This is a genomic window from Pseudomonas peli, assembly GCF_900099645.1.
GTDB classification, from domain to species: domain Bacteria; phylum Pseudomonadota; class Gammaproteobacteria; order Pseudomonadales; family Pseudomonadaceae; genus Aquipseudomonas; species Aquipseudomonas peli.
Map to the genome: position 1 here is coordinate 801,413 of NZ_FMTL01000001.1, position 16,114 is coordinate 817,526.

The window sequence follows — 16,114 nt, forward strand, 5'->3', positions numbered from 1 at the left end:
CTGCCCGAGGCGGGTTAGCTGCACCTCATATAAAAACCAGAGGGCCTCACCATGTTTAGCAAGCACGACCAACTGCAAGGCTACGATGACGCCCTGCTCGCTGCGATCAACGCCGAAGAGCAGCGCCAGGAAGACCACATCGAGCTGATCGCCTCGGAAAACTATTGCAGCCAGCGCGTGATGCAGGCCCAGGGTAGCGGGCTGACCAACAAGTACGCAGAAGGCTATCCGGGCAAGCGTTACTACGGCGGTTGCGAGCATGTCGACAAGGTCGAGGCCCTGGCCATCGAACGCGCCAAGCAGTTGTTCGGTGCTGACTATGCCAACGTGCAGCCGCACTCTGGCTCTTCCGCTAACAGCGCGGTGTACCTGGCCTTGCTCAATGCTGGTGACACCATCCTCGGCATGAGCCTTGCCCACGGCGGCCACCTGACCCACGGCGCCAAGGTGTCGTCCTCCGGCAAGCTCTACAACGCGGTGCAGTACGGCATCGACGAACAGGGCCTGATCGATTACGCCGAGGTCGAGCGTCTGGCCGTCGAACATAAGCCGAAGATGATCGTTGCCGGTTTCTCCGCCTATTCGCGCACCCTGGATTTCGCCCGTTTCCGCGCCATCGCCGACCAAGTCGGTGCCCTGCTGTTTGTCGATATGGCCCACGTTGCTGGCCTGGTGGCCGCCGGCCTGTATCCCAATCCGCTGCCCTTTGCCGATGTGGTCACCACCACAACGCACAAAACCCTGCGCGGCCCGCGCGGCGGCTTGATCCTGGCCAAGGCCAATGAAGAGATCGAGATGAAGCTCAACTCCGCCGTGTTCCCCGGCAGCCAGGGCGGCCCGTTGATGCATGTGATCGCGGCCAAAGCGGTGTGCTTCAAGGAGGCGCTGGAGCCAGGCTTCAAGACCTACCAGCAGCAGGTGATCAACAACGCCCAGGCCATGGCCGAGGTATTCGTTGCACGCGGCTACGACGTGGTCTCCGGCGGCACCGACAACCACCTGATGCTGGTCAGCCTGATCAAGCAGGGCCTCACCGGAAAGGCAGCCGACGCAGCCCTGGGCGCAGCGCATATCACAGTGAACAAGAACGCTGTGCCGAATGACCCACAGTCGCCGTTTGTCACCTCGGGCATCCGCATCGGCACCCCGGCAGTCACCACCCGCGGTTTCAAGCAGGGCGAGTGCCGCACCCTGGCCGGCTGGATCTGCGACATCCTTGATGAGCTGGACAACCCAGCCGTGATCGAGCGCGTTCGCGGTCAGGTTGCGGACCTATGCGCCAGCTTCCCGGTCTACGCTAACTAAGACAGCACGCAATTTTGCCACTCGCGGCGCGGTTACCCAGCGCGCCGCATTACCGCCGCCCCACAAGGGCGGCAGCAAAACACGCAGTCGGAGCAAGCATGTCACTTAGCGTTTTTGACCTCTTCAAGATCGGCATCGGCCCGTCCAGCTCGCACACTGTCGGACCCATGCTGGCCGCCCTGCGCTTTGCCGAAGGCCTGCGCCGCGATGAGCTACTGGCCGCCACCGATACCGTGAAAGTGGAGCTATACGGCTCCCTCGGCGCCACCGGCAAGGGCCATGGCAGCGACAAAGCCGTACTGCTCGGCCTGGAAGGCGAACAGCCGGACAGCGTCGACACCAGTAACGTCGACGCACGCCTGGCAGCGATTCGCAGCAGCGGCGAACTCAAGCTGCTCGGCGAAAAAGCTATCCACTTTGTAGAAAAGCAGCACCTGGCGATGATCCGCAAGCCGCTGCCTTTTCACCCCAACGGCATGATTTTTCGCGCCTTCGACGCCGCTGGCTTGCAGATCCGCTCGCGCGAGTACTATTCAGTGGGCGGTGGTTTCGTCGTCGATGAACAGGCCGCCGGCGCTGACCGCATCGTCGAAGACAGCACCGTACTGCAGTACCCCTTTACCACCGGCAAACAGCTGCTGGCGCATTGCGCCGAGCACAACCTGTCGATCAGCCAGGTGATGCTGGCCAACGAAGCCGCCTGGCGCCCGGAAGCCGAGACCCGCGCGCGCCTGCTGCATATCTGGCAGGTAATGCAGGATTGCGTCGAAGCCGGTTGCCGCAACGAAGGCATCATGCCCGGCGGCCTCAAGGTCAAACGCCGCGCCGCAGCCCTGCACCGTCAGCTGTGCAAGAACCCCGAAGCCGCGCTGCGCGATGCCCTCAGCGTGCTCGACTGGGTCAACCTCTACGCCCTGGCGGTGAACGAGGAAAATGCCAGTGGCGGCCGCGTGGTCACCGCGCCCACCAATGGCGCGGCGGGTATCGTGCCGGCGGTGCTGCATTACTACAGCCGCTTTATCCCCAGTTCCAACGACGACGGCGTGGTGCGTTTTCTGCTCACCGCTGCCGCCATCGGCATCCTCTATAAAGAAAACGCCTCGATCTCCGGCGCCGAAGTCGGCTGCCAGGGCGAGGTCGGTGTGGCCTGCTCGATGGCCGCTGGCGCCTTGTGCGAAGTGCTTGGGGGCAGCGTCAATCAGGTGGAGAACGCCGCCGAGATCGGTATGGAACACAACCTTGGCCTGACCTGCGACCCCATTGGCGGCCTGGTGCAAGTGCCTTGCATCGAACGCAACGCCATGGGCTCGGTCAAGGCGATCAACGCCGCACGCATGGCCCTGCGCGGCGACGGTCAGCATTTCGTCTCGCTGGATAAAGTGATCCGCACCATGCGCCAGACCGGTGCCGACATGAACAACAAGTACAAGGAAACCGCCCGCGGCGGCCTGGCTGTGAATATTGTCGAGTGCTGACACGGCATCCCATACAGCCTGTAGACGTGACGCTTTTAGCTCGCGCCTACACAAACAACCTTTACCAACATGGAGAACCGCATGACCACTGAAACCCTGGCGAAAACCCCGCTACATGCCCTGCATCTCGAACTGGGCGCGCGCATGGTGCCGTTCGCCGGCTACGACATGCCGGTGCAGTACCCGCTCGGGGTGATGAAGGAGCACCTGCACACCCGCGAAGCTGCCGGTCTGTTCGACGTCTCGCATATGGGTCAAATCGTCCTGCGCGGCGCAGATGCCGCCAAGGCTCTGGAAAACCTGGTGCCGGTGGATATCATCGACCTACCCGTGGGCATGCAGCGCTACGCCATGTTCACCGATGACAACGGCGGCATCCTCGACGACCTGATGGTCGCCAACCTGGGTGACGACACGCTGTTCCTGGTGGTCAACGCCGCCTGCAAAGAGCAGGACCTGGCCCACCTGCAAAAACATATTGGCAGCCAGTGCCAGATCGAAAGCCTGTTCGAGGCCCGCGCACTGCTGGCGTTGCAAGGCCCGAAAGCCGTCGATGTGCTGGCGCGCCTGGCCCCGGAAGTGGCCAAGATGACCTTTATGCAATTCGCCCCGGTGCGCTTGCTGGGTGTCGACTGCTACGTCAGCCGCTCCGGCTACACCGGTGAAGACGGTTTCGAAATCTCGGTGCCAAGTGAGCACACCGAAACCCTGGCGCGCAGCCTGCTGGCCGAACCGGAAGTGGCCGCCATCGGCCTCGGCGCCCGCGACTCGCTGCGCCTGGAAGCCGGCCTGTGCCTGTATGGCCACGATATGAGCACCAGCACCACGCCAATCGAAGCCAGCCTGCTGTGGGCCATGTCCAAGCCACGCCGCGCCGATGGCGCGCGTGCTGGCGGCTTCCCCGGTGCCGAGCGAATCTTCGCCCAGCAACAAGAAGGCGTTGCCAGCAAGCGCGTCGGCCTGCTGCCGCAGGAACGTGTACCGGTACGTGAAGGCGCAGAAATTGTCGATGCCGACGGCACTGTGATTGGCACCGTCTGCAGTGGCGGCTTCGGCCCTACCCTGGCTGCGCCGGTAGCCATGGGCTATGTGCAGAACAGCCATATTGCCCTGGATACCGAGGTATGGGCCATGGTGCGCGGCAAGCGCGTGGCGATGAAAGTGGCCAAAACCCCGTTTGTGCCGCAGCGCTACTACCGCGGCTAAAGCGACCTTAGCGACAACCTTGACGGGCAGGACAAACAACCCTGCCCGCCAGCGTCCTGTTAATCGCGCAGCTGTCCGACCATGGCGGCTGCAACGCTGAGCACATCCTTGCCCAGCTGCATCGACCGCTCGCCATTCCAACCCGTCAGCGGATTGGGCCGATCATCATGGTCTTTGAATGGCATCTCGATGGTGAAGGCCAAACAATCAAACTCCATACCCACCGCATTGCAGGCCAGGGTGGTATTGGCCTGACCCGGTTCGTCGCGCGGGTAGCCGAAGGTGGTCTGGAACTCGGCGCCGTTTTCGATCAATAACTGGCGGAACTGGTTTTCCAATCGCTCAAGGCGCGGGCTGTAGCCAGGATTACCTTCGCAACCAGCAGTAAACACGTGCGGGATTTCCTCGTCGCCATGGATATCCAGAAACAGATCGACACCCACCGCGCGCATCTGCTGCTGGACGAAATACACCTCAGGGCTGTCCACCTCGCTGGCCGACTGCCAGGCGCGGTTAAGGTCGCGCCCGGCGACATTGGTACGCAGATGGCCACGGAACGCGCCATCCGGATTCATGTTCGGCACCAGGTACAGATCGGCCTTCTCCAGCAGGGCATTCAGCTCGACATCATCGCGCCGCTGCAGACGCTCAAGCAGCCCCTGCATAAACCACTCGGCCATATGCTCGCCGGGATGTTGCTGGGCGATTAGCCAGATCTTGCGCAGCGCCTGCGGATTGCGGCTGATGCGCAGCAACTCGATTGGCCGCCCCTCGATGCTCTTACCCGTGGCAAACAGCTCGGCGCCCGCCAACCGCTGCGCATCCTCGATCAACTGGCTATGGCGCTCGCGGCTGTAGGGCTCGAAATAGGCGAACCAGATCTGTCCATGCTGCGGCTCGATGTCGAACTTCAGCGCGCCCTCTTCAAAGCGGCTGGGCACCCGAAACCAGTCGCGCTGATCGTAAGAGGCAACAGCGTGGTAACCGCTCCAGGCATTCTTGTAAGACGACTGCCCGGCATTGCCCAGGCTAAAGCCGTAAGGCTGACCAGGCTGCAAGCCCTCGACCTTGAAGTGGAACCACTGGAAATGTTCACTGTTGAGATCCGGACGAATCGCCAGCTGCACCTGCAGTGGGTTGCTGGCGTCGATGACCTCGATATTGCCGCTGTCGAAGTTGGAGCTGATCTGCATGGGGACCTCGATGGCTTGGGGCGCAAGAGTGAACAAGAATCGCAGCTCTGGCGCAGCAGCGAAACGCTGCAGGCGACAAACTGATATGGATTCTGCAACTGCGACCGACACTCGCGCCTGCAACAACCCTCGGACAACGCGCAACTTACCGGTAAGCCTGCAGTCTGGTGTTTAACCGCCTCAGGTTCTACTTAACCCCCAACGCCACCTTTAAGGGAGCAGCCATACGCATGATCAAACCGCTGCCAAGCCATCGTTCACTGGTAATCCTGCTCTGCGCAGGAATGCTGCTGGTCGGCTGCGCCAACCAGTCAGAGCAAAATCGTAACGCTCCGCCGCCACAGAAAACCGCTGCGGCCAGCGAAAATAGCGTCGACGAGGCCAACCTGCGCAGCCAGGCCAACCGGGGTGACCTAGACAGCCAGTTCCAGCTCGCCAGCCTGTACTTCGTCGGCAAACCGCACAAAGACCTCAAACAGGCTGAGTACTGGTGGAAACTCGCCGCCGACAAAGGCCACGCCATGGCTGCCGTGAGCCTGGCCTACCTGTACACCGGCCGCGACAATCCAGACTTCAACAACCCCCAACTGATGCTCAAGTACCTCAACCAATCAGCCGCTGGTGGCAACCCGATGGCTCAACACATCCTTGGCAACCTTTACCTCAAGGGCGCACAAGGCGTGCCGCGCGACCCGATCCAGGCCAAAGCGTTGTTCCAGAGCGCCTGCCAGCAACGCTATGCCGCCAGCTGTGAAGCCCTCAACAAGGCCCCTTAACAACCTCGCATCAAGCCTCGGTAGCGGGCTCTGCCAGCTCGCTTGCCGGCTGCTCAGGCTGTTGCGGCTCAGCCTCATCAACCGGCTCGCCCAACCACTCATTGGTTGACTGCTGCACCTCGTCCACCTGCTTATTGAGTTCTTTCACCGTCTCATCAACCGCTTCGCGGGCGACATCCACCACGGCTTGTTCGGCCTTTTCAGCCAGCTTTTGCGCAGACTGCTCAGCCGCCTCACAACCGACCAGGCCGATCAGTACCAACCCCAGCACACCCATTTGCATCGACTTACGCATAACGTTCTCCAGAAGCAGCCGTGAGCGGTCTGATTGACGACCGCGATCCAGTGACCATGACCCGGATTGATCTAGCACAAACAGGGACTCACTGGTGCGGGCGCAAATGTAGGGAGGCACACGGATTTACTCAATTGCATAGAGTTTGCAAGGTGTTACCAGTCCGCTAGGCGCGCACTGGCAATGCAGGGTGCTAGGCGTAATGCATCGTTCATTTCGCTGGCACAAAAGGACACTAGGCAATTACGCGCAGACGTGGTTAATAATGTTCCCTGTACACACCAGAAACACCAGGTCATGCAGACCCGCGAGCGTTCATCGCAACTAAAGGATTAAGTCGTGCTGTTACGCCATGCATTTTTCTTCGTCACGGCCTTGATAACTGCCGTCCCGGCTGCAGCCGAAACGGTGCACTTTGTAACCGAGGAATTCCCACCGTTCAGTTTTTCGCGCGGCGGTATTGCCAGCGGCGCGCTGCCCGAGATAGTTAATGCAACCTGTGGCCTCTTGCAGTGGCATTGCGAAATTGAAGTATTGCCTTGGCGGCGCGCCCTGCAACAAGCCGAAGACGGTGAAGTTGATGGTATTTTCACTGTGATTCAGTCGCCTGCACGACGTAAGGAATTTCTTATCACCCCCATGGTGGTGACCTCCGGCTACGACTTTTACACCCTGCGTTCAAATCACTTTCAATTCACTCAACCCGATGATTTGCGCGGGCGCCAGATCGGCGTATACGGACCGTCCGGAACTTCATTCGTCCTGCAGGAAAGCCTGAAAAACACCCCGGATGTCGACATTAAATTGGTGACCAACAACCATCGTCTGCTCCTGATGCTTAATGCTGGGCGCTTTGGTGAAAAGGGTTTGGTATTACTTAATCGCGATGTTGCTCGTCACTTGATCGAGCATGAATATCTCTACGCGCTGCGTAACGCCGGACATTTGACGTCAATTTCATACGGCATTGGTTTTTCCCGCAAGCGAGTCAGCCCAGTAAAGTTCCAGGCATTTAATCGCGGGCTGAATACACTGCGTAATAACGGCCAGCTTGCAACCATCGTGCAGCGTTACGGTCTACAACCTGCCAATTAAGCACGCTGGACATTTAACTTGACTTCGCCATAATTGCCGGGCGCAGCCTAATTAGCCCTTTAACAAACCTGACAACTCGTTCAGGTAATCCACAATAAAAGGGCAAACAGGCGCGGCAATAGTCATCAACACTATTGGCCACGCTTATTAAATGCGCGAACTAAACCTGTTTGGCGGCCTCAAGTGCCCAGGCCCTATGCCTGGCATCCAGCCACTATTCTGTTCAAGACCATGGGTAACTACGTGACGAAAGACGAACTGCGCGCCGAACTCGAGCGCCAGGCGCAGCGTTACAAGGATGTATACGGCGGAGAAGTGATTACCTACGCCGCTCAACCGGACCCCGAGCGCAAGCCGTGGCGCAAGAAGGCTAACCTTCTCGACCAAGCGTTTGAAAAAGAACTGGTAAAAATCGAAAAAGAGCTCCAATCCAAGGCCGACGAAGCAGCTGGCTGACGCCCCGCCGCATCAGTCAGATAGCGTGGCCATCCCTAACTGGATGGCCACGCCTTCAGCGCCGCTTACCGCCCATCAGCGACCCCAACAAACCACGTACCAACTGCCGACCAATCTGATTAGCCGCCTGGCGCATAGCGGTTTTCATCACCTGGCTGGCCAAACCGCCCAGCAGCTCGCCCGCGGCACCGGCCATACCGCCTCCGACCTCGCTCTTGCTCGCTGAACTCGGGTTATTGGACTCTGCCTGCTGCGCAGCTTGCTCTGCACGCGCCGTCAGCAACTCATAGGCGGACTCACGATCGATTGGCTTGTCATAACGTCCCCGCAACGCGGACTGCTGGATCAACGCTGCTCGCTCGCTTTCACTCAACGGACCAATACGCGACTGCGGCGGCGCCACAGCAACACGCTGAACCATGGCCGGCGTGCCTTTAGCTTCCAGCGTACCAACCAGGGCCTCACCTATACCCAGCTCAGTAAGCACCTTCAGCGTGTCGATGGCCGGATTCGGACGGAAGCCATCGGCCACCGCGCGCAGCGACTTCTGCTCTTTGGCGGTAAAGGCGCGCAGACCGTGCTGAATACGCAACCCAAGCTGCGCCAGCACATCGTCCGGCAGGTCACCTGGCGATTGGGTGACGAAATACACCCCGACGCCTTTTGAACGGATCAGTCGCACCACCTGTTCCAAGCGCTCCTGCAAGGCTTTTGGGGTATCGGCAAACAATAGGTGCGCTTCGTCGAAAAATAGTGCCAAAAGCGGTTTATCGGCGTCCCCGCGCTCCGGCAGCTGTTCAAATAACTCAGCCAACAGCCAGAGCAGGAAGGTCGCGTAGACCTTCGGCGCCTCATGCACAAGGCGGCTAGCGTCGAGCAGGTGAATACGCCCGCGACCATCGCGGTCTGGATGCAGAATGTCTTCCAGCTCCAGTGCAGGCTCACCAAAGAGTGCCTCGGCGCCCTGCTGTTCCAAACCGGCTAACTTGCGCAATAAGGCTTGCGATGAGGTGGCCGTGAACAAGGCGCTGTCTTCCCCCAACACCTCGGGGTGATTTTTCAAGTGTGCCAGCAGCGCTTTGAGGTCTTTAAGATCAAGCAGCAACAACCCTTCACGGTCTGCCACCTTGAACGCGGAATAGAGTGCAGCCTGCTGGCTGTCGGTCAGTTCCAGCAGCGCGCCGAGCAACAAAGGCCCCATTTCGCTCAGCGTAGTGCGCAGTGGATGGCCGCTCTTGCCATGCACATCCCACAGGGTTACCGGGTAGGCCATCGGCTGATGGTTAAGCCAGGGCATGCTGGCAATGCGCTCAGCCACTTTGCCTTGCGGTGCGCCAGCCGCCCCCAGACCGCAGAGATCCCCCTTCACATCGGCGGCAAACACCGCGACGCCAGCATCGCTGAAGGTTTCGATCAAGCGTTGCAATGTCACGGTTTTACCAGTGCCCGTCGCGCCAGCAATCAGCCCGTGACGGTTCGCCAGACGCAACGCCTGCCCCACCGGCAGCCCCTCAAGATCGGCCCCCACAACAAACTGATCGGTTTGCACCATCTTGTTATCTCCATGGTTAAAGCTTTACTGCAATTAGGCCGACATAGTTAGCGTGCCCTGCAATAGCCACTGCCCAACATCAGCCCAAGACTGATGCCAGAACTCACCGGACGCAAGACGCCATGACCAACAACCTGAAGTTCAGCCACAAGATTCTGCTCGCCGCCTCGCTGGTGGTGATCGCCGCATTCTCGCTGTTCACGCTTTACAACGATTACCTGCAACGCAACGCGATCCGTGATGATTTGGAAAGCTACCTAAAGGAGATGGGGAATGTCACCGCCAGTAATATTTCCAACTGGCTGTCAGGGCGCATTCTGCTGGTAGAAAACGTTGCTCAATCGGTCGCCCGCGACTCTTCCGGCGATGCTCTGACCGGACTGCTGGAGCAGAAGGTACTGGCCTCCACTTTCGCCTTCACCTACCTGGGCAGCGCTGATGGCAGCTTCACCATGCGCCCGGACGAGGACATGCCGGATGGCTACGATCCGCGTCAACGCCCTTGGTACAAGGATGCGATGGCAGCAGGCGGCACTACCCTCACCGAACCCTACGTCGACGCCGCCACCAGCGAACTGATCATCACCATCGCCACGCCCGCCAAAGCGGCAGGAGTGGTTGGCGGCGACCTGAGTCTCAACACTCTGGTAGAAATCATCAACTCGCTGGACTTTGCCGGCATGGGTTATGCCTTTCTGATCAGCGCGGATGGCAAGATTCTCGTGCACCCGGACAAGTCCCTGGTGATGAAGAACATCAGTGAGGTCTACCCGCAAGATACCCCGCGCATCAGCGGCGAGTTCAGTGAAGCGGAGCTCAATGGCGAGACGCGCATTCTCACCTTCGCTCCGGTCAAGGGGCTGCCCTCGGTTAACTGGCATGTCGGCCTGTCCATTGACAAGGCCAAGGCCTACTCAATGCTCAGCGAATTCCGCGCCTCGGCGATCGTTGCCACCATCATCGCGGTGGTACTGATCATGTTGCTGCTGAGCATGTTGATCAGCGTGCTGATGCAACCGTTGAATGTCATGGGTAAAGCCATGGAAGACATCGCCCAAGGCGAGGGTGACCTGACCAGGCGTCTGAGCATTCAATCCAACGACGAATTTGGCCGCCTGGCCAGTGCCTTCAACCAGTTTGTTGAGCGTATCCACAGTTCAATCCGCGAGGTGTCATCCGCCACCAGCCAGGTCAATGAAGTGGCAAAACTGGTGGTCGGCGCTTCTAACTCGTCGATGATCAACTCCGACGAGCAGGCCAGCCGAACCAACAGTGTGGCCGCTGCGATTAATGAGCTGGGCGCCGCCGCGCAGGAAATTGCGCGTAACGCTGCCGATGCATCGAACCAAGCCTCCGATGCACGCCACCTGGCTGAAGACGGCCGCCAAGTGGTGGAACAAACCATCAAAGCGATGAACGAACTGTCCGGCAAAATCAGCGCATCCTGCGGCAATATCGAAACCCTCAACAGCAAGACGGTGAACATCGGGCAAATACTTGAGGTGATCAAAAGCATCTCCCAGCAAACCAACCTGCTGGCACTCAACGCTGCTATCGAGGCAGCGCGCGCTGGTGAAGCCGGCCGTGGGTTCGCAGTAGTGGCCGATGAAGTACGCAACCTGGCTCACCGCACCCAGGAATCGGCGCAGGAAATCGAGAAAATGATCGAAGAGCTGCAAGTCGGCTCCCGCGAGTCGGTCACCACCATGACTGAAAGCCAGCGCTACAGCGAAGAAAGCGTGGAGATCGCTAACCAGGCCGGCGCCCGCCTGAGCAGCGTCACCGAACGCATCGGTGAAATTGATGGCATGAACCAGTCAGTGGCCACCGCAACCGAGGAGCAGACCTCGGTGATCGAATCGCTTAACGTCGACATCACCGAAATCAACACCCTCAACCAAGAGGGTGTGGAAAACCTCAACGCCACCTTGCGTGCCTGCGGCGATCTGGAGCAACAGGCTAGCCGCCTCAAGCAACTGGTCGACAGCTTCCGCATTTAACCCATGCGGAAAACAAACGGGGCGCTCAGTGAGCGCCCCGTTTTTATTTCTGCTTTTCGTGGTTCGTTGGCGACTGTTCGTCTTGCTGCAACTGCCGCCATAACTCGGCGGCATCGGCAAATTCGCTACCGTCCTCAGGACTTAAAGCCTCAGGGTCATAGCGCTGCGTACAACCCTCACCAAGCACTGGTGGCGCGCTGGATGTGCCACGCGCGAGTGGATCAGTCATAACACCTCCAATGAACGCTACCAGTCTTCAACTCAGCACCACACGGCCTTCGTCATGCTGGGCAAACTCTTTGACCGCACGCAGCACATCGCTGCGGCTGACCTGGCCAATCAAACGGCCGTCCTCGACCACAGGCAGGCGTCGGCGCCGGCCGCGCAGAAAGCGCTCGGATATTTCGATGATATCCGCCTCCGGCGAAATCACTTCCACCTCGGTGGTCATGTAGGCGCTGACATCACCGCCCGCCGACTCGTAGTAAGCGCCAGAAAGGATGCCGCGCAAGCAATCGCCCTCCGACAACAACCCCACCAGATGCCCTTGTCCGTCAACCACCGGCGCGCCAGAGATACGGTGCTCAAGCAAGCGGTTAATCGCGGTGAACAGGTTCATTTCAGGCCGGAAAGTCACCAGATTGCGGGTCATGTAATCTCGCACTTTGATTGACTTGAGCATCAGTAATACCCTCTATCTGCGCTGAACCGAACCCTACTGATGCCTCAGTCGAACACCACTGTTTTATTGTCGTGCACCAGCACTCGGTCTTCTAAGTGATAGCGTAGACCACGTGACAGCACCATCTTCTCGACATCTTTACCCAGACGCACCATCTCTTCGATGCTATCGCGGTGGCTGACGCGCACCACGTCCTGCTCAATGATCGGCCCGGCGTCCAGCTCCTCGGTTACATAGTGAGAGGTCGCACCAATCAGTTTGACCCCTCGCAACGATGCCTGGTGATATGGCTTGGCCCCGACAAACGACGGCAGAAAGCTGTGATGGATATTAATGACGCGCTGGGAGAACTCGGCGCAAAGTGGCGCAGGCAAAATCTGCATATAGCGCGCCAACACAATTACATCGGCGGCATGGGCTTTTACCAACCGCGCCACCTCATCAAATGCCGGTTGTTTATCCTGCGAATTAACTGGCACATGGAAATACGGAATGTCATGCCACTCCACCATGCTGCGCAGGTCATCGTGGTTGGAAATGACGCATGGAATATCGCAATCTAATTCGTCGCTGTGCCAGCGGTGCAGCAAATCGGCCAGGCAGTGCGATTCGCGACTGGCCATCAGCACAACACGTTTCTTAACCGCCGAATCGGTAACCCGCCACTCCATGGAAAACTCACGGGCAATCGGCGCAAAGGCCTGGCGAAAACCGTCCAGATCAAATGGCAGCGAGTCAGCGCGAATCTCGTGGCGCATAAAAAACCAGCCACTCTGATTATCCGAATGATGACTGGCTTCGGTAATCCAGCCGTTATAGGTGGCCAGAAAGTTACTCACCTTAGCCACAATTCCAACCCGATCAGGACAGGCAATGACCAATCGAAAAGTACGCATCAACGGCTCCGGGGCTCAAATAAAGTCGGCCATTCTAGTCTCAACATGGAAAAACTGCAGTACTCAGACAGCACATGCCAGAGCAGGCAACAGGACAGGACAGTTGTCGCTGGCGGAATAGTGCAGTACTTCCGCCCAAACAGTTAATAACTCGCTATATACAACAGGCCAAGCGGCCACCCAGTTACTTAACAATACAATTCATAAAAAATACCTATAAAGCGGTTTACTTGTTAAAAGTGCCTGACTACTATTGCTATCACTTAATCGCCAATCCCGAATACAGGTACCCATCATGTCGTTGATCAACGAATACCGCGCCACCGAAGAAGCAATCAAAGAACTGCAAGATCGTCTGAAAAATCTGTCGCAAGACGACAAACTGAAGAAAGAGCTGGAATTCGAAGGCAAACTGCGTGCACTGATGGGTGAATACCAGAAATCGCTGCGCGACATCATTGCCATGCTCGACCCAGAAGCCAAAGGCAGCAAAATCACCCGCGCCGCCAAAACAACTGGCACCAAACGCGCCCGTAAAGTTAAGCAGTACAAAAACCCGAATACCGGCGAAGTAATCGAAACCAAAGGCGGCAACCACAAGACGCTGAAAGAGTGGAAAGCCAAGTGGGGCGGTGACGTCGTTGAAGGCTGGGCAACCCTGCTGGGCTAAGCCTGCCGCTTAAGCGCCAAAAGCTTCACGCAAAAACGCCAGCAATGCTGGCGTTTTTTATGGGCATTGTTTCAGTCACGCCTACAGCATTTGGCCCTATCAACTACAGGGCATAACGCTGGCGTAACTGTTCTGCATGATCGCGCCACGCCAACAAAATAGCTTGTTGTGCCGAATCACTCTCTGGAAGAACGTCCGCAAGTGCTTGGTTGAACTGTTCAAGCGTATTCGGGGCACCGTATTCGGGCTGGGTCAGACGTTGCTGACAAAATGTTCGCCAACGTTGTTGCTCCTCAACACTCAACGTCGCGGTAAAGTTTCGCGCGCGGTATCGAAATAACAGCTCCGGCAAACGCCCATCATCAAATGGCCAAACTGCCTCGGCCAAACGCTGCGGTTCGGCACGCCTTACCTGCTCACACAGTCGGCGATCGCGATCGCCAATAAAGCCCTCATATAACTGCTGCTCAGGGTCTTGATTGGCGGCGAACTGCTCTTCGGCATACACCTGCACCAGTTTTTCCTGCCACTGCCCAGGACTACTGCGTAATTGTTCGGCTTGTGCCTGATATGCTGACACATCGAGCTGCAGACGCTGAATATCCTCGGCGCGCAATACATTCATCGGAGCAACAACGGGACAACGGTTGATATGCAGCAACTTCAGCGGTACCGGCAACTCGCCGTCGGCCAATTGATCGCGACGGGTGTACAGGCGCGTACGTAATGTTTCAGCTGACTCATTGAGCAGCGGCGAGATATCGGCCTGCAGATCACAAACAATCAACGCATTGCGATTACGCGGATGCCAAGCCAACGGCAAGACCACCGCCAGGTAATGCCGCGCACCGGCATAACGCCCGGAGATATGCACCAACGGCTGCAACAGGCGTATTTGATCCTGCACCCGCTGTTTACTGCGCAGTTGATACAGGTAGTCATAGAGTTTGCGCTGCTTGTTGCGCAGCAAGCGCGCCAGAGCGATGGTTGCTCGCACATCGGACAGCGCGTCGTGGGCCTGGCCATGCTCGATGCCGTTGGCCGCAGTCAGACGCTCCAGTTTGAGCGTCACCCGCCCCTCTTCTTCCGGCCAGACGATGCCTTCCGGGCGCAATGCGTAGGCCGTACGCACCAGGTCGATCAGATCCCAGCGGCTATTGCCGCCCTGCCATTCACGAGCGTAGGGATCGAAGAAGTTGCGATATAGGCTGTAACGCGTCACCTCATCATCGAAACGCAGGCTGTTGTAGCCCACCCCGCAGGTGCCCGGCTGCGACAACTCGGCATGCACACGGCTCATAAATTCGGCTTCATTCAGGCCATGCTGCGCCAGCTTGCTCGGGGTAATTCCGGTCACCAGGCAAGCTGCCGGATGCGGCAGGATGTCGTCGCTGGGCTGGCAGTAGATGTTCAGCGGCTCAGCAATTTCATTAAGGTCTTCATCGGTGCGAATCCCCGCGACCTGCAGCGGCCGGTCGCGCCGTGGGTCAATACCGGTGGTTTCGTAGTCGTACCAAAAGAGGCTGGAAGTCACAGTTATGTCCTGATGCTGAGGCGCAGGCAGTCTACCACCCCGTCAGCATCACGCAGACAAGCGCAGAACCTTGCGCCAGCGCACGCCGCACGTGGGGTCTGTGCCTTGTAGGGCACCCTGGCGGAGACTAAAGTGGGAAGCCCGATTAACCACTCTGAACAAGGACGCCCCATGAGTGAGATCAACCCCAGCAATCCCTACGCCGCTCCAGCCAGTGCACTGCAAGAAGCGCCGCGCGACAGCCAGGTGCCCAGCATCGAAGAAGCCCTGAGCCGTGGCTACGACTTCACCATTAGTGACCTGCTCAGCGAAGCCTGGCAACGGGTAAAAGGCACCAAGGGCATCATCATCGGTGGTTTTCTGGTGTTCTACGCCGTACTGCTGACTGCATCCTTCCTGATTGGCGGATTCTTCGGCCTGCTGGGCGTGGTCAGCGACAGCCCAATGCTCGCGGTCGTGGCCGAACTGGTCATCGGCATTCTGGCTTCGGCCCTGGCTTATCCCTTTATGGCTGGGATCAATATGATCGGTATCCGTCGCGCCGCCGACCAACCGATCAGCTTCAATGACATTTTCAGTCACTTCGGCCGCACCGTGCCGCTAGTGATCACCGCGATTATCAGCATGCTGCTGATCTACCTCGGCATGTTCCTGTTGATCATTCCCGGCCTGTACCTGGCCATCGCTTATATGCTGGCCATTCCGCTGGTGGTGGAGCGCGGCCTGACGCCGTGGCAAGCCCTGGAAGCCTCGCGCAAGGCGATTACCCAGCACTGGTTCAAGGTGTTCGGCTTGTTCCTGCTGCTGGGCCTGATCACGCTTATAAGCGCTATTCCGCTCGGTATTGGTCTGGTGTGGAGCATTCCGCTGTTTGTCATCGCCATGGGCGTGCTCTATCGCACCATCTTCGGTGTACTGCCCGCGCCGCAATAATCCTGACTAAATAACCCCGCTGCGCCGGTTCAGATCACTGAGCCGG

The 16,114-nt window shown here is 58.5% G+C and carries 16 protein-coding genes; 9 read left to right on the forward strand and 7 right to left on the reverse strand.

Annotation, left to right across the window (positions count from 1 at the left end):
* Positions 1 to 51 precede the first annotated feature (51 nt).
* From glyA to gcvT, 3 genes are all read left to right on the forward strand, one after another.
* Positions 52 to 1,305 (forward strand): serine hydroxymethyltransferase, encoded by a 1,254-nt coding sequence (gene glyA, locus BLO50_RS04000; protein WP_090248921.1) that lies wholly within the window; start codon positions 52 to 54, stop codon positions 1,303 to 1,305.
* 98 nt (positions 1,306 to 1,403) lie between these two features.
* Entirely contained in the window at positions 1,404 to 2,780 is a 1,377-nt protein-coding gene (locus BLO50_RS04005) for an L-serine ammonia-lyase (RefSeq protein WP_090248923.1), read from the forward strand.
* An 81-nt stretch (positions 2,781 to 2,861) separates the two neighbouring features.
* The gene (gene gcvT, locus BLO50_RS04010; RefSeq protein ID WP_090248926.1) at positions 2,862 to 3,986 is read left to right on the forward strand and encodes a glycine cleavage system aminomethyltransferase GcvT; all 1,125 of its coding nucleotides are present in this window, start codon (positions 2,862 to 2,864) and stop codon (positions 3,984 to 3,986) included.
* A 59-nt stretch (positions 3,987 to 4,045) separates the two neighbouring features.
* Here the strand turns inward: gcvT and BLO50_RS04015 are convergent, their stop codons facing one another.
* A complete protein-coding gene (locus BLO50_RS04015; RefSeq protein ID WP_090248928.1) occupies positions 4,046 to 5,179 on the reverse strand; it encodes a M14 family metallopeptidase in 1,134 nt (377 codons plus the stop codon).
* Positions 5,180 to 5,409: 230 nt separating this feature from the next.
* Between BLO50_RS04015 and BLO50_RS04020 the strand changes: the two genes are divergently transcribed.
* Entirely contained in the window at positions 5,410 to 5,955 is a 546-nt protein-coding gene (locus BLO50_RS04020) for a tetratricopeptide repeat protein (RefSeq protein ID WP_090248929.1), read from the forward strand.
* 10 nt (positions 5,956 to 5,965) lie between these two features.
* Here the strand turns inward: BLO50_RS04020 and BLO50_RS04025 are convergent, their stop codons facing one another.
* Positions 5,966 to 6,250: a hypothetical protein gene (locus BLO50_RS04025; protein ID WP_090248931.1), complete on the reverse strand. Its 285-nt coding sequence runs from the start codon at positions 6,248 to 6,250 to the stop codon at positions 5,966 to 5,968.
* 339 nt (positions 6,251 to 6,589) lie between these two features.
* Between BLO50_RS04025 and BLO50_RS04030 the strand changes: the two genes are divergently transcribed.
* Both BLO50_RS04030 and BLO50_RS04035 read left to right on the forward strand, forming a co-directional pair.
* The gene (locus tag BLO50_RS04030) at positions 6,590 to 7,345 is read left to right on the forward strand and encodes a substrate-binding periplasmic protein (protein WP_244152836.1); all 756 of its coding nucleotides are present in this window, start codon (positions 6,590 to 6,592) and stop codon (positions 7,343 to 7,345) included.
* Between the two features lie 243 nt (positions 7,346 to 7,588).
* Positions 7,589 to 7,801 (forward strand): hypothetical protein, encoded by a 213-nt coding sequence (locus BLO50_RS04035; RefSeq protein WP_090251216.1) that lies wholly within the window; start codon positions 7,589 to 7,591, stop codon positions 7,799 to 7,801.
* 55 nt (positions 7,802 to 7,856) lie between these two features.
* Here the strand turns inward: BLO50_RS04035 and BLO50_RS04040 are convergent, their stop codons facing one another.
* Positions 7,857 to 9,353 (reverse strand): helicase HerA-like domain-containing protein, encoded by a 1,497-nt coding sequence (locus BLO50_RS04040; protein ID WP_090248933.1) that lies wholly within the window; start codon positions 9,351 to 9,353, stop codon positions 7,857 to 7,859.
* Between the two features lie 122 nt (positions 9,354 to 9,475).
* On the opposite strand from BLO50_RS04040, the gene BLO50_RS04045 reads away from it, so the two are divergent.
* Positions 9,476 to 11,353: a methyl-accepting chemotaxis protein gene (locus BLO50_RS04045; RefSeq protein ID WP_090248935.1), complete on the forward strand. Its 1,878-nt coding sequence runs from the start codon at positions 9,476 to 9,478 to the stop codon at positions 11,351 to 11,353.
* A 43-nt stretch (positions 11,354 to 11,396) separates the two neighbouring features.
* Here the strand turns inward: BLO50_RS04045 and BLO50_RS04050 are convergent, their stop codons facing one another.
* From BLO50_RS04050 to purU, 3 genes are read right to left on the reverse strand one after another with little or no spacing between them, the layout of a single operon-like run.
* Positions 11,397 to 11,582 (reverse strand): hypothetical protein, encoded by a 186-nt coding sequence (locus tag BLO50_RS04050; RefSeq protein WP_090248936.1) that lies wholly within the window; start codon positions 11,580 to 11,582, stop codon positions 11,397 to 11,399.
* Positions 11,583 to 11,609: 27 nt separating this feature from the next.
* Entirely contained in the window at positions 11,610 to 12,035 is a 426-nt protein-coding gene (locus BLO50_RS04055; protein WP_090248937.1) for a CBS domain-containing protein, read from the reverse strand.
* 44 nt (positions 12,036 to 12,079) lie between these two features.
* The gene (purU, locus tag BLO50_RS04060) at positions 12,080 to 12,931 is read right to left on the reverse strand and encodes a formyltetrahydrofolate deformylase (protein ID WP_090248938.1); all 852 of its coding nucleotides are present in this window, start codon (positions 12,929 to 12,931) and stop codon (positions 12,080 to 12,082) included.
* Between the two features lie 295 nt (positions 12,932 to 13,226).
* Between purU and mvaT the strand changes: the two genes are divergently transcribed.
* Positions 13,227 to 13,601 carry a histone-like nucleoid-structuring protein MvaT gene (gene mvaT / locus BLO50_RS04065; RefSeq protein WP_090248939.1) on the forward strand — a complete coding sequence of 125 codons (375 nt, stop codon included), beginning with the start codon at positions 13,227 to 13,229 and terminating at the stop codon, positions 13,599 to 13,601.
* 103 nt (positions 13,602 to 13,704) lie between these two features.
* Here the strand turns inward: mvaT and sbcB are convergent, their stop codons facing one another.
* The gene (gene sbcB / locus BLO50_RS04070) at positions 13,705 to 15,135 is read right to left on the reverse strand and encodes an exodeoxyribonuclease I (RefSeq protein WP_090248941.1); all 1,431 of its coding nucleotides are present in this window, start codon (positions 15,133 to 15,135) and stop codon (positions 13,705 to 13,707) included.
* A gap of 171 nt (positions 15,136 to 15,306) precedes the next feature.
* Between sbcB and BLO50_RS04075 the strand changes: the two genes are divergently transcribed.
* Positions 15,307 to 16,068, forward strand: coding sequence for a hypothetical protein (locus tag BLO50_RS04075; protein WP_090248943.1), 762 nt, complete (start codon positions 15,307 to 15,309; stop codon positions 16,066 to 16,068).
* Positions 16,069 to 16,114: the final 46 nt, after the last annotated feature.

Excerpts from the sequence above, each read along its gene's own strand:
- glyA (WP_090248921.1), top strand. The coding sequence starts at position 52 with ATGTTTAGCAAGCACGACCAACTGCAAGGCTACGATGACGCCCTGCTC.
- BLO50_RS04005 (WP_090248923.1), top strand. The coding sequence starts at position 1,404 with ATGTCACTTAGCGTTTTTGACCTCTTCAAGATCGGCATCGGCCCGTCC.
- gcvT (WP_090248926.1), top strand. The coding sequence starts at position 2,862 with ATGACCACTGAAACCCTGGCGAAAACCCCGCTACATGCCCTGCATCTC.
- BLO50_RS04015 (WP_090248928.1), bottom strand. The coding sequence starts at position 5,179 with ATGCAGATCAGCTCCAACTTCGACAGCGGCAATATCGAGGTCATCGAC.
- BLO50_RS04020 (WP_090248929.1), top strand. The coding sequence starts at position 5,410 with ATGATCAAACCGCTGCCAAGCCATCGTTCACTGGTAATCCTGCTCTGC.
- BLO50_RS04025 (WP_090248931.1), bottom strand. The coding sequence starts at position 6,250 with ATGCGTAAGTCGATGCAAATGGGTGTGCTGGGGTTGGTACTGATCGGC.
- BLO50_RS04040 (WP_090248933.1), bottom strand. The coding sequence starts at position 9,353 with ATGGTGCAAACCGATCAGTTTGTTGTGGGGGCCGATCTTGAGGGGCTG.
- BLO50_RS04045 (WP_090248935.1), top strand. The coding sequence starts at position 9,476 with ATGACCAACAACCTGAAGTTCAGCCACAAGATTCTGCTCGCCGCCTCG.
- BLO50_RS04050 (WP_090248936.1), bottom strand. The coding sequence starts at position 11,582 with ATGACTGATCCACTCGCGCGTGGCACATCCAGCGCGCCACCAGTGCTT.
- BLO50_RS04055 (WP_090248937.1), bottom strand. The coding sequence starts at position 12,035 with ATGCTCAAGTCAATCAAAGTGCGAGATTACATGACCCGCAATCTGGTG.
- purU (WP_090248938.1), bottom strand. The coding sequence starts at position 12,931 with ATGCGTACTTTTCGATTGGTCATTGCCTGTCCTGATCGGGTTGGAATT.
- mvaT (WP_090248939.1), top strand. The coding sequence starts at position 13,227 with ATGTCGTTGATCAACGAATACCGCGCCACCGAAGAAGCAATCAAAGAA.
- BLO50_RS04075 (WP_090248943.1), top strand. The coding sequence starts at position 15,307 with ATGAGTGAGATCAACCCCAGCAATCCCTACGCCGCTCCAGCCAGTGCA.